This is a genomic window from Dinoroseobacter sp. S124A (assembly GCF_049801015.1).
GTDB lineage: Bacteria > Pseudomonadota > Alphaproteobacteria > Rhodobacterales > Rhodobacteraceae > Dinoroseobacter.
On sequence record NZ_JBNAGD010000003.1, the window covers coordinates 273,149 to 284,397 of the forward strand.

General features: G+C 62.0%; 13 protein-coding genes. 5 read left to right on the top strand and 8 right to left on the bottom strand.

The features are described from left to right. Positions 1–89: 89 nt before the first annotated feature. The 5 genes from dnaA to mutM form a co-directional block, all read right to left on the bottom strand. A complete protein-coding gene (dnaA, locus tag ACP15I_RS09100; RefSeq protein ID WP_424966290.1) occupies positions 90–1,472 on the bottom strand; it encodes a chromosomal replication initiator protein DnaA in 1,383 nt (460 codons plus the stop codon). 22 nt (positions 1,473–1,494) lie between these two features. Next, positions 1,495–1,908: a rhodanese-like domain-containing protein gene (locus ACP15I_RS09105; protein WP_424974815.1), complete on the bottom strand. Its 414-nt coding sequence runs from the start codon at positions 1,906–1,908 to the stop codon at positions 1,495–1,497. 273 nt (positions 1,909–2,181) lie between these two features. After that, the gene (gene rpsT / locus ACP15I_RS09110) at positions 2,182–2,448 is read right to left on the bottom strand and encodes a 30S ribosomal protein S20 (RefSeq protein WP_424966291.1); all 267 of its coding nucleotides are present in this window, start codon (positions 2,446–2,448) and stop codon (positions 2,182–2,184) included. A gap of 92 nt (positions 2,449–2,540) precedes the next feature. After that, a complete protein-coding gene (locus ACP15I_RS09115; protein WP_424966292.1) occupies positions 2,541–3,317 on the bottom strand; it encodes an enoyl-CoA hydratase in 777 nt (258 codons plus the stop codon). A gap of 61 nt (positions 3,318–3,378) precedes the next feature. After that, positions 3,379–4,251 (bottom strand): bifunctional DNA-formamidopyrimidine glycosylase/DNA-(apurinic or apyrimidinic site) lyase, encoded by an 873-nt coding sequence (mutM, locus tag ACP15I_RS09120; RefSeq protein ID WP_424974816.1) that lies wholly within the window; start codon positions 4,249–4,251, stop codon positions 3,379–3,381. 84 nt (positions 4,252–4,335) lie between these two features. Between mutM and ubiE the strand changes: the two genes are divergently transcribed. Next, entirely contained in the window at positions 4,336–5,088 is a 753-nt protein-coding gene (ubiE, locus tag ACP15I_RS09125; protein ID WP_424974817.1) for a bifunctional demethylmenaquinone methyltransferase/2-methoxy-6-polyprenyl-1,4-benzoquinol methylase UbiE, read from the top strand. A 1-nt stretch (position 5,089) separates the two neighbouring features. Then, on the top strand, positions 5,090–6,619 hold the full coding sequence (gene ubiB / locus ACP15I_RS09130) for a 2-polyprenylphenol 6-hydroxylase (RefSeq protein ID WP_424974818.1): 1,530 nt from the start codon (positions 5,090–5,092) through the stop codon (positions 6,617–6,619). Here ubiB and ACP15I_RS09135 read toward each other — a convergent pair. Genes ACP15I_RS09135 through ACP15I_RS09145 form a run of 3 tightly spaced genes read right to left on the bottom strand, consistent with a single transcriptional unit; the run spans position 6,581 to position 8,889 of the window. Further along, positions 6,581–7,480, bottom strand: a complete 900-nt coding sequence (locus ACP15I_RS09135) for a phosphotransferase (RefSeq protein WP_424974819.1) — start codon at positions 7,478–7,480, stop codon at positions 6,581–6,583. The genes ubiB and ACP15I_RS09135 overlap by 39 nt on opposite strands. Positions 7,481–7,525: 45 nt before the next feature. Next, positions 7,526–8,191, bottom strand: a complete 666-nt coding sequence (locus tag ACP15I_RS09140; protein WP_424974820.1) for a flagellar hook capping FlgD N-terminal domain-containing protein — start codon at positions 8,189–8,191, stop codon at positions 7,526–7,528. An 8-nt stretch (positions 8,192–8,199) separates the two neighbouring features. Beyond that, the gene (locus tag ACP15I_RS09145) at positions 8,200–8,889 is read right to left on the bottom strand and encodes a flagellar hook-length control protein FliK (protein ID WP_424974821.1); all 690 of its coding nucleotides are present in this window, start codon (positions 8,887–8,889) and stop codon (positions 8,200–8,202) included. Positions 8,890–9,736: 847 nt separating this feature from the next. Here ACP15I_RS09145 and ACP15I_RS09150 point away from each other — a divergent pair. The 3 genes from ACP15I_RS09150 to ACP15I_RS09160 all read left to right on the top strand — a co-directional run bounded on the left by ACP15I_RS09150 (position 9,737) and on the right by ACP15I_RS09160 (position 11,167). Beyond that, on the top strand, positions 9,737–9,934 hold the full coding sequence (locus ACP15I_RS09150; RefSeq protein WP_424974822.1) for a hypothetical protein: 198 nt from the start codon (positions 9,737–9,739) through the stop codon (positions 9,932–9,934). A gap of 599 nt (positions 9,935–10,533) precedes the next feature. Beyond that, positions 10,534–10,830 carry a rod-binding protein gene (locus ACP15I_RS09155; RefSeq protein ID WP_424974823.1) on the top strand — a complete coding sequence of 99 codons (297 nt, stop codon included), beginning with the start codon at positions 10,534–10,536 and terminating at the stop codon, positions 10,828–10,830. After that, the gene (locus tag ACP15I_RS09160) at positions 10,820–11,167 is read left to right on the top strand and encodes a hypothetical protein (protein WP_424974824.1); all 348 of its coding nucleotides are present in this window, start codon (positions 10,820–10,822) and stop codon (positions 11,165–11,167) included. The genes ACP15I_RS09155 and ACP15I_RS09160 overlap by 11 nt, the downstream gene beginning before the upstream one ends. Positions 11,168–11,249: the final 82 nt, after the last annotated feature.

The window sequence follows — 11,249 nt, forward strand, 5'->3', positions numbered from 1 at the left end:
CAGTGCTCAAGCGCTAAATGCGAACTTCCAATGGTTTGAGGGGGGCGTCAAGGCCCGCCTACCTGTTGCGGGCCTATGGCCTGTCCCGGTCAGACCTGAAGGGTCCGGGTCAGGATCTGCAGGTCTTCTTTGACCTGCGGGTCTTCGTCGCGCAGGGCCTCGATCCGTTTGACCGCATGAATGACCGTGGTGTGGTCGCGGCCGCCGAAGCGACGCCCGATCTCCGGCAGCGACCGGGTGGTCAGGGTCTTGGCCAGATACATGGCCAACTGCCGCGGGCGCGCGATGGCCCGCGTGCGGCGGGGGCCAAGAAGATCGGTCATGCGCACGTTGTAGAATTTCGAGACCGTCTGCATGATCTCGTCCACGGTCACCCGCCGATCATTGGCCCGGATCATGTCCGACAAGGCCTCTTGCGCGACCTCGATCGTGATGTGCTGACCCACCAGGGACGAGAACGCGAAAAGGCGGTTCAAGGCCCCTTCGAGCACGCGCACATTGGTCGAGATCCGTTGCGCCAGAAGCTCCAGCACCCCGTCATCGATATGGATCGATTCGCCGTTGGCGATGTGATCCTGAAGCCGTTGTTGCAGGATCCCGAGCCGCAACTCGTAATCCGTCGGATGCAGGTCCACGACAAGACCGCTCGACAAGCGCGACTGGATCCGATCCTCGAGCCCGTCGATCTCGCCCGGTGCGCGGTCCGCCGAGATGATGATCTGCTTGTTCTGATCGATCAGCGAGTTGAACGTGTGGAAGAACTCATCCTGGGTGCTGTCCTTGCCTGCGATGAACTGCACATCATCCACCATGAGCAGGTCAACCGAGCGGAACAGCTCCTTGAACTCCATGGTGTTTCGATCGCGCAGAGCGCGAACAAAGCGATACATGAATTGTTCTGCCGAAAGATACAGCACTTTCAACTCTGGGTTGCGTGAGCAGGCTTCCCAGGCAATGGCATGCATCAGATGTGTCTTTCCAAGACCGACGCCTCCATAGAGGAACAACGGGTTGAACGACACCGGTCCCCCTTCGGCCACGCGCCGTGCGGATGCATGCGCCAGCTCGTTCGGTTTGCCGACCACGAAGTTCTCGAATGTCAGTCGCGAGTCCAGCGGAGCACTTTGCAGCGACGCGGACGGAACCGGCTTTTCGCCTGCCGCCGGTGTTGCCTTTGTCGCGGGTGCCGCAGTCTTGGCTACGGATGCATTGTTCCGGGCCGTGGCGGCCAGACGTGCAACATCGAATTCGATGCGGTTCACCTGTACGCCCGCCGACAAGAGATGCTGCAGAATATCGTCACGGTAGTTCCGTGCGACCCAGTTTCCGACAAAGTTTGATGGTGCTTCGAAACGGACGACCCCTTCGCGGCAGTCCGTGAATTTCAGTGGCTCGATCCAAGTAAGGTAGTTGTTTTGCCCGACAGTCTTAAGCAGATCATTCTGAACACTCCCCCAAGTGTCTTCGGTCATTTTTTGCCCTTTTTATAAGTGTTTAGGACTGCACCCATGACAGTCCACGTGCCTTCCATCCACACCGCGTGCCGCGGTGCTTCTCGTCGTTCAGGTCTCCTTCAAAACCCTCCGTCACGTTCACGCAAACGACCGACTCGCCTCGCTCGGCAAACGCTTGCGCCATGGTCTGTGCAGCACTGAGTGAGCGTGCCCCGGACCGGCAGATAAAAAACGCCTGGGAGGGAGCAGCTCCTCCAAGGGCGTCCAGCACCTGCTGTGCGAAGTCCACGTTCCGAGACATCTCGGGGAAGCTGGCCCATTCGACTTGAATGGGCGCACGGCCGAGATCGCTGAGATCGGGCACGCCCACGAACGCCCACTCTGCGGCAGATCTGACATCCACCAACACCGCGTTTGCATCCTGTGAGAGACTGTCCCAGACGTCATGAGGCAAAGCCTCTCCTACGACGGGATTTGGGCCCGCGCTCATATCCTAACTCACTTCCGTGTGACTCGCTGGGACATGGGTATCAACTGGTCCACCGGTCTCGCAACAAATCTTCTTTGTTGACTCCGGGGATATCGTTCATCGAATCTTTACACAACCCTGGGTTGATGTCGGGCTGGCCGAGTAAGGTTCATGAAATGCTGGGGAATTCCGTCATAAAAGCAAAAACGCCCCCGAATGGAGGCGCTTTCAAATTTTTTTCAACCTGAGGGTGAGCGATCAGGCGCTGAGCGCTTTCACCCGCTTGGTCAGGCGCGACATTTTCCGGGCTGCCGTGTTCTTGTGCACGATGCCCTTCGTCACGCCCCGCATCAGCTCCGGTTGAGCCGAGCGCAGAGCATCGGTGGCCACCGCATAGTCCCCGGACGCAATGGCTTCTTCCACCTTGCGCAGATACGTGCGGATGCGCGACCGACGCGCCTTGTTAACGTCAGCGCGACGCTCGTTCTGGCGCGCGCGTTTCTTTGCCTGAGGCGAGTTGGCCATGAGGCCTCCCACTTGATGTCACGAGTAAAATTCTGAACCGCTCCAATAGAAGCGACTCGCGGTCAAGTCAACCTGTGAACAGGGCAAATGCCCTATTTGTCCCGGAACTGCGGTTCGCGCTTCTCGAGGAAGGCGCCCATGCCCTCGCTCTGGTCCTCGGTGGCGAACATGGCGTGGAACAAACGCCGTTCGAACAACAGCCCCTCGCGCAGCGATGTCTCGTAGGAGCGGTTGACCGCCTCCTTCACCGCCATCGCCGTCAGCTGTGACTTCTCGGCAATCTTGTGGGCCGCGCCCATCGCCTCTTCCATCAGCTTTTTCACCGGGACGACCCGGCTGACGAGGCCGGAGCGTTCGGCCTCTTGCGCGTCCATGAACCGGCCTGTCAGGTGCATGTCCATGGATTTCGACTTGCCGACAAAGCGGGTCAGGCGCTGCGTGCCGCCGATCCCGGCGACCACGCCGAGATTGATCTCGGGTTGGCCGAATTTCGCGGTTTCCGACGCGATGATGAAATCGCACATCATGGCGATCTCGCACCCGCCGCCCAGGGCATAGCCCGACACCGCGGCGATGATCGGCTTGCGGCAGTTCAGCAGGCGCTCGACCTCGGGCCCGAACAGGTCCGACCCGAACACATCCACGAAGGTCTTGTCGGACATTTCCTTGATATCGGCACCGGCGGCAAAGGCCTTGTCGGACCCGGTCAGAATGATGCAGCGGACCTTCTCGTTCTCTTCCGCGGTCTTCAACGCCTTGGCGAGCTCTTGGAGAAGTTCCGTGTTCAGAGCATTCAGCGCGTCCGGTCTGTTCAGCCGGATCAGTGCGACATGGTCCTCCACATCGACGATCAGCGTGTTGTAGGCCATTCAGCCGCTCCCGTTGTTCCCAGCCCGGGCAGGGTTACCAACTGGAGCGCGGGGTGCAAGGTTATCTTTGGCAGCTCGGACAATAGAAGGACGATCTGCCTGATTGCACGATCCGGCGCACTACATCTGGGCATCCCGGCGTCTGGCAGGACGCGCCTTCGCGGTCGTAAACGCGGAATCGGTGCTGGAAATACCCCAGATCGCCATCGGTTTGCCGATAGTCTTTCAAAGAGGACCCACCCGCCTCGATGGCCTCGCCAAGCACCGTGCGGATGATCGGCACAAGGCTGCGCACCCGGGCTTCCGAGATCCGCGCGGCCTTGCGGTGTGGCGCGATCCCGGCCCGGTAGAGAGCCTCGCAGACATAAATGTTGCCAAGCCCTGCGATGATCTTCTGATCGAGCAGGGCGGATTTGATCGGTGTGTTCCGGCCCTTGAGGCGTACCACGAGATAGTCCTCGTCAAAGGCGTTCCCCAGTGGCTCGGGCCCGAGACTGGCAAGCATCGGATGGGCCTCGACCGCGTCGCTCGGGGCGAGATCCATCGCCCCGAAGCGCCGCGCATCGTTGAAAACCACCCGCGCGCCGGTCTCGAAGTCAAAGACCACATGGTCGTGTTTCTCGAGTGCGGGCAAGGTGTGGTGAAACGCCCCGGGGCCATGGGCAGGTTTTGCCGCCTCCGGGGCGTGGATCAGAATGCGCCCGGACATACCGAGATGGATGATCAGGGTCTCGCCCGTGTCGAGCTCGGCGAGGATGTATTTCGAGCGCCGTCCGAGCCGCTGCACCCTTGCCCCGCTGAGGCGTTCGGCCATGCGTTCGGGCAGGGGCCAGCGCAAATCCGGGCGCCGCACATCTGCCGCGACAATCCGCTGACCGGTCATGACCGGATCCAGCCCGCGACAGACCGTTTCGACCTCTGGAAGTTCAGGCATCAGCTCCCCCTGCGTTGCAGCACGTTGTCACCGCCAAGACGCAGCCTATAAGGAGGGGGCAGCATCCACCGATGGCAAGAGCACATGACCGAGAAGAATGAGAAAACCACGCATTTCGGCTACCAGACGGTGGCCGAGCAGGACAAGGCCTCGCTCGTGCAGGGTGTCTTCACGAATGTCGCGTCGAAATACGATGTGATGAATGACCTGATGTCCGCCGGTCTGCACCGGGTCTGGAAGGATGCGATGATGGATTGGCTGGCCCCGCGGGATGGTCAGCGTCTGCTCGATGTGGCGGGCGGCACGGGGGATATCTCTTTCCGATTCCTCAAGCGGGCCCCCGGCGCCGAGGCCGTGGTGCTCGACCTGACCGAGAGTATGTTGGTCGCCGGGCGGCAGCGCGCCGAGGCCGAGGCGATGGACACGCGGCTCGATTGGCTGGTGGGCGATGCCATGGCGCTGCCCTTCGAGAGTAACAGCTTCGACGTCTATACGATCAGTTTCGGCATCCGGAACGTGACCCGGATCGCCGATGCGCTGTCCGAGGCCTTTCGCGTGCTCAAGCCGGGCGGTCGGTTGATGGTGCTCGAATTCAGCCAGCTGCCCAATCCCGGGCTGCAGAAAGCTTATGACCTCTATTCTTTCAACGTGATCCCGCCCATGGGGCAGATGGTGGCGAATGACCGCGACAGCTATCAGTATCTCGTGGAATCCATCCGGCGTTTCCCGGATCAGGAGACCTTTGCCGATATGATCCGCGGCGCCGGGTTCGAACAGGTGAAGTATCGCAATCTGAGCTTCGGGATCGCCGCGCTGCATTCCGGGTGGAAGCTCTAGGATGCGCGGACCCCACAACTTCTGGCGCCTGATCCGAACCGGAGCCACCTTTGAGCGGACAGGGGCCATGCGCGTGGCGCTCGAGGCGATGGATGCGCCCCCCGCCTTGCGGCTGGCGGCGCGGGTGCTGGGCTGGCCGTTCCAGTGGCTCGGGCTCAAGGGGGATGAGAGCATGCCACCGGTGACCCGGGCGCTGACCGCGCTCGGGCCGGCCTATATCAAGTTCGGACAGATCCTCTCGACCCGGCCGGATGTGGTCGGGCAGGAGCTGGCGGATCAGTTGAAGGTGCTGCAGGACAAGCTGCCGCCCTTCACCGCCGAGGAGGCCAAGCGCGAAGTGGCCCGCGAGTTGGAGATGCCGGTGGAAAGCGTATTCTCCGACTTCTCGCCGCCCGTGGCCGCGGCCTCGATCGCTCAGGTTCACAAGGCGCGGCTTGCCGAGACCGGCGAGGCCGTTGCGATCAAGGTCCTGCGCCCGGGGATCGAAAAGGCGTTCCGCAAGGATATCGACGCCTTCTACCTGATCGCACAGGCGGTTTCGCTCTTTGCGCCCGGCGCGCGGCGCTTGCGGCCCATCGATGTGATCGAGCATTTCGAAGGCGTGGTCATGGGGGAGCTGGATCTCCGGCTCGAGGCCTCCGCCGCCGGAGAGTTCGCGGCGACCACTGCGCAGGATGCCGGGTTCAAGGTCCCTGAGGTTCATTGGGATCTCTCGGCGCGCCGGGTCATGACCCTGTCTTGGGTCGAAGGCCTTCCGATGCATGATGTCGATGCCATCCGCGCGGCCGGACTCGACACGATGGAATTGGGCAGCCGGGTGCTGTCGCTGTTTCTCAGTCAGGCCCTGCGTGACGGCTATTTCCACGCGGATATGCATCAGGGCAACCTCAAGGTCGGGCCGTCCGGGGACATCATCGCGCTCGATTTCGGCATCATGGGGCGGATCGACGAGTATACCCGACGGGTCTATGCCGAGATCCTCATGGGGTTCATCCAGAAAGACTATCGCCGGGTCGCCGAGGTTCATTTCGAGGCGGGATACGTGCCCGCAGACCGGGATATCGATCAGTTCGCGCAGGCGCTGCGCTCGGTCGGGGAGCCGATTTTCGGTATGGATGCCTCGCGCATCTCCATGGCGCGACTATTGGCCTATCTCTTCGAGGTTACCGAGCGGTTCGGGATGGAAACACGGACCGAACTGATCCTGTTGCAGCGCACCATGGTCGTGGTCGAAGGGGTGGCCCGTTCCTTGAACCCGCGGATCAATATCTGGGAAGTCGCGCAGCCGATCGTTGGATCCTATATCGCGCAAAATGTGGGGCCCAAGGCCCTGCTACGGGACCTGACCGCGACGGTTCGGGTTCTGGGCAAGTTCGGTCCCCGCTTGCCGCAGCTTGCGGAAGCCGCGCTCATTCGCCAGACCACATTGGCCACGCCGCCGCCCAAGGTGGCACGGGTTCCGGGCTGGGCCTGGTTTTTCGCCGGGGCCGTCTCAGCAGGTACGATCGGCGCGCTCGCGGGCCTCTTCTAGGGCGGTGCATTCCCGGTCCAGCGCAGTGGCATAGTCCAGCTGCCCTCGGTCCAGCTGCCACTGGCAGTAACAGGCCATGCGCCAGCGATAGAAAGGTGCGCGCCGGATATAGGCGCGCGACACCTCTGCGTCCCCGTAGGCCCTGAGCAAGTCCGTGTCCTTGATGACGACTGGCGTGTCAGACAGAGATTGCATGCCCGGCGACGTCGCATGCGCAATGTCTTCGCAAGGATCCCCGAGGGCCGGGCACTGCCAGTCCAAAGCAACAGCTGCGCCGGTCGCCAGCATCGCGGCATTGGCGGGCACCAGGTCTCGGTGAACAAGGACCAGAGGGGACGTCAGGGTTTCAGCCACGGCCTTTGGAGCGAGGTTCATCAGCCATGCCGGCGCGCTACTTTTCGAAAGCATGCTGACCCCTTGCGCGCGCAACTCCTGGGTGTCGTGAGACCGCCGGGCCAACCCGGCCCATCCGGGGGTCTTGTGAACTCGGCGCAGCACTTCAGCCAGCGCTTCGGTCGTGACGGGGCCTTCGGGCCGCAGATATTGGGACACCAGCAGCGTTGTCCCCCCCTCAAGCGCGCGGATCGACAGGGGAAAGGGCGACAAGGCTTTGCTGCTCAGCCGTTTCATCGCCTCCCATTCTGCTTGCGGATCATTCGGAAACAGAGGAGTGCCGCGATCCACGCTCGAAGCCTTCAGGATGGTGGAGGGGCCATCCGCCGCATCATGCAACCAGACATGGCTGGTCCCCCCCTTGTCGATCCGCTGCAGCTTGTCCTCGGAGAGGCCCAGATCCGCAAGGGTCCTGCGCAAGGCGACGGAAATCTCCGTCAGTCTGGTCTGGGGACGCGAGCCGGCCATGGCGCGGAGCTATAGCCAGAGAGAGCGGGGCTGACCAGATCGGTTCTAGAGAGGTTGCCTCAGACTGATCACGGAAGAGGAGTCCACTTCGATGCCGCCTTCGGTGACAAGTTGCGTCCCGCCACCCGACGCTTTCACCTCGAGGACTTCACGATAGGCGGAGACCTGGCCCAAGGGCAGCTCCTCGCCCCGGGCTGTGGAAGCCACCGCCAGAGTATAGGCACCGTCCGGCAGGGGATTGCCATCGGCGCCGACCCCGGCCCAAAGGGCGGTTTCCGCAGACGTGTCCATGGCGAGGCGTTGCACCTCGGTGCCATCGGAGCGGAACACGACCAGCTCGGCCGTATCGGCGACGGCCGGGATCTCCGGTCGGATCTCGATTGGAGACCCATCGAAGTAGAGCTCGCCCGAGGCCAGAGCGTCCATCCCGACCCAACTGGCCAGTTGGGAGAGGTTCATCAACCCCATCTGACCGCCGAGATCCTCCAGCAGGGCATTGGTCCGCGTTTGCTGTTCAACCCCGGAGAAGGTCGCGAGCTGAACCGCGAGGTCCTGGCTGTCCACCGGATCCAGGGGGTCCTGATTCTCGAGCTGTGTGGTCAGCATGGTCAGGAACGTCTCGAAATCCGAGGCGATGGCCGTGGCGGAGTTTGAGCTCGACGAAGTGCTGGTTTGTGCGGTGGTCGAAGTGACCCCTGAAACAGCGTCCATGGTGTCTCCTATAGTCTCAGGTCCAAGCCCGACGCGGAAGCATTGGCGCGTGAAGCCGGAAGTGGTGTTTCTTGGGCGGTCTCAGCAGGCACGGCAGACCCTGGGGTGTGCCCGGATTGGCCGTGATCAGGCGAGCCCTCGGACGAGCCCGACCCGCCTTGCGCGAAGTTGAAGGTAACGGATTCCCAGCCAGCCTCGGCAAGCTCAGAGCGCATCTGCTCGATATTGCGGCGTATCAGATCGAGCGTTTCCGGGCGCTCCACCTGCAACAGAACCGAGCCTACGCCATCGCCGCCCGAAAGCGTCATGCGCACGCGCCCGAGTTCCTCCGGGTTCAGCAGAATCTCGGTCGCCTCGCCATTCGCCTTGGGGAGTGCGGCCTGCAGCTGTGCCAGGATGGCTTGCGCAGTCGGATTGCTCCGCTGGCCAGCCGTCGCTGCAATTTCGCTACGCGTCGTGGAGGTATCGGCGGGGGATGAAGGTCCGCCAAGTGTGAGGTCCTCGAACGTGTCGAGTTTGTTTGACACGGTGGCAGGGGACGGAGCTGCGGTCGTCGTCAGGCCAGACTGCGCTGCAACCGTCGTGGTTTGACCACTCTGTCCCAGCCCGAACTGAGCCCGCATTTGCGTGGTTTCAGTATTAACGCGGTTCGAAAGCCGCTGCGCCGTATCGGTCCCGCCTTGGTCATCTCTCGACATAGGCGGGGCCTGTTTCGCTGCGGCAGGTTGTACCGGGCTTTGCGTTTGCACTGCCGTGGACGGAGGGGCTGAACCTGCCGATCCCGAGGGCGTATTTTGATTGCCTGATGCAGGGGAGGCGTCACCTTTCACCTCCGCGCGCGGGAATGATCCTTGCTCCGGGGTTTTCGTCGGAGGTTCCAGATCACCCGTCGCGGCGACGGGCGCTGCGACAACCTGTCTGATCTCTGCGCGAAGTTGGGAACCGCTTGCTCCGGGGGCTTCAATGTCCCCCAGCGGCAGCTTGGCCGCCGTCGCAATTGCCGGTTCACGCGCGACGTCCGGGCCCTCGGCGGGTCCGGGCGCAGGGATCCCTGCGGCTGATGACGACATGGGGGGTATCTGTGCTTTCGTGGATAAGCCCTCATCCTGCGTACCGGGCACAGCGTTGCCCGACATGTTCGATCTGTTGGCCTCTGGCGTCCGGGGCGTCTCGCCGATGTCCGCGGCCGGGTTTGGCCCGCTCCCCGGAGCAGTATTCGGACCGCGGGCGGCCAAAGCGCTGGGGACTGTGCCAGACACGACTGGAAAGCGTGGTGGCCCCTGCATGTCGAAAGACGAATCTCGGGAAACTGTTTCTGCGGTCGAAGCCCCTGTCGCAGCTGCTCGCATGCCGAATGCGGTTTCGCTCAGGGTCATTGAAGAGGGTTGTCCTTGCTGCGGTGCGTTTGCGACAGCCTTGGCTATCTTGTCCGAAGGCGTTTGGTTCGAGATCCCAGCGGTCACATCCCCCGGACGTCTGGTGGGCACGACCCCGTCAGTTTTCTGTCCTGCGAGGTCGTTCGGTCCGGTCGACCGGGACGCTGGTATGACGCCTGCCAAGATGTTCGAGGCGCCGCGAGGTTCGGCCGAAGTCGAGACCGGGATGGGTGTCGGCATCGGACGGTCAGAAATAGCGGATGGCTGTGTCTTTGCGACCAAGGGTGCGCCCATGGCCTCCAAAGCACCGGGAGATGCCGATGTCATGAGCGGAGGTCTGACCGAGGTTTCCGGGCGGTCCATTTGACCTGCCAGCGGTTCGGCGTTTACCGCGCCCGTCTCGACCAGTTGCTTTGGGGCTCCGAGCACTGGGAATGCCTCAACGCTTTTCGACGGTCTTTCGGAAACAGCGCCGGCAGAGATCGACGAGCTTGTATTCTGTAGCCCTTTCTCCGCATCGCTCCCCCCAGTCGCAGTCGTGTTCTCCGCGTCGATACGCATGTCCGGAGCCGCCGCCGCGGTCTTGCCGGCGTCGGTTTCCATTGGACGGGCTGGGTCGGATTGGGCGTCAACTGCGTCCCCATCATCAGCTGGTTTCGTGGCAGCGCCCTCTGATTTCGGGCCGTCTTCGCCAGGCGCCGGTGTCCCTGCTGCGCTCTTGGCATTCGTGCGAGGGTCTTCCGCCTGAAAGGTTTCGAGAAAGCTGTTCCTGTCCGCCTCGGTCTCTGAACGTGACGCGTCGCCACCGGTCCTTGCGAAAGACTTGGGCGCGCCATCGGTTGCGGGCGGGGCAGGAAGTATACGGGATATCTCTAGGTGCATGGTGACCTTCTGGGCACTGGTATTCGGTCATCCCTAGCGATCATTCCTTACTACTTCTTTACCCTGGCTACGCATGACTGGGGCATGGATAGAATCGCTCTCACCCCGATTAATGGCGCGGTTGGACAGACCCCACAGCCCTCTGCGGAGGACAAGGCTCTCCGGGATGCCGCGCAAAACCTCGAAGCTGTTTTCCTGTCGGAAATGCTCAAGGCCGCCAAGTTTGGCGAGACGCCGAGTACGATGGGCGGCGGAATTGGCGAGGACCAGTTTGCCTCATTTCTGCGAGACGCCCATGCAAAATCGGTGGCTGAGACAGGCTTGATCGGTCTGGCAGAATCGCTCTTCAACGCCATGAAGGAAGTCAAAGATGTGGAATAAACCGAATCCGTCGAAGCAGATCGTTGAATGCCTCGAGCGCGAATACGAGATTCTCAAAACCGGGAAGTTTGACGATATCGCCGCATTGTCGGCGAAGAAGGAAACTCTGCTCAGGGGGCTCGATCCGAAGACGTTGAAACCGGCTGCAGCCCAGACGATTGGGCAATTGGCCAATCGCAACCGCAGTCTGATGAGCGAGGTGATGCGTGCCTTGAAGGACGTGTCCGCTCGGATCCGGTCGGCCGAAAAGCCGGATCGCGCCTTTTCCAGTTATACGGCGGTTGGCGGTGCCGTGAACATCGGTGCGAATGCGCGTGGTCATTCTAAAAAGCTCTGAAAATTGTAGCGATATTACGCGGTCTTGGGGGAGCGCATTAAGCCTGTCTTATTGAGTCGCCGTCACAGTCATGGAGCACCCA

Excerpts from the sequence above, each read along its gene's own strand:
- rpsT (WP_424966291.1), bottom strand. The coding sequence starts at position 2,448 with ATGGCCAACTCGCCTCAGGCAAAGAAACGCGCGCGCCAGAACGAGCGT.
- dnaA (WP_424966290.1), bottom strand. The coding sequence starts at position 1,472 with ATGACCGAAGACACTTGGGGGAGTGTTCAGAATGATCTGCTTAAGACT.
- ACP15I_RS09145 (WP_424974821.1), bottom strand. The coding sequence starts at position 8,889 with ATGTCGAGAGATGACCAAGGCGGGACCGATACGGCGCAGCGGCTTTCG.
- ubiB (WP_424974818.1), top strand. The coding sequence starts at position 5,090 with ATGCGCGGACCCCACAACTTCTGGCGCCTGATCCGAACCGGAGCCACC.
- ACP15I_RS09155 (WP_424974823.1), top strand. The coding sequence starts at position 10,534 with ATGGATAGAATCGCTCTCACCCCGATTAATGGCGCGGTTGGACAGACC.
- ACP15I_RS09140 (WP_424974820.1), bottom strand. The coding sequence starts at position 8,191 with ATGGACGCTGTTTCAGGGGTCACTTCGACCACCGCACAAACCAGCACT.
- ACP15I_RS09150 (WP_424974822.1), top strand. The coding sequence starts at position 9,737 with ATGACGCCTGCCAAGATGTTCGAGGCGCCGCGAGGTTCGGCCGAAGTC.
- ubiE (WP_424974817.1), top strand. The coding sequence starts at position 4,336 with ATGACCGAGAAGAATGAGAAAACCACGCATTTCGGCTACCAGACGGTG.
- ACP15I_RS09135 (WP_424974819.1), bottom strand. The coding sequence starts at position 7,480 with ATGGCCGGCTCGCGTCCCCAGACCAGACTGACGGAGATTTCCGTCGCC.
- ACP15I_RS09160 (WP_424974824.1), top strand. The coding sequence starts at position 10,820 with ATGTGGAATAAACCGAATCCGTCGAAGCAGATCGTTGAATGCCTCGAG.
- ACP15I_RS09115 (WP_424966292.1), bottom strand. The coding sequence starts at position 3,317 with ATGGCCTACAACACGCTGATCGTCGATGTGGAGGACCATGTCGCACTG.
- mutM (WP_424974816.1), bottom strand. The coding sequence starts at position 4,251 with ATGCCTGAACTTCCAGAGGTCGAAACGGTCTGTCGCGGGCTGGATCCG.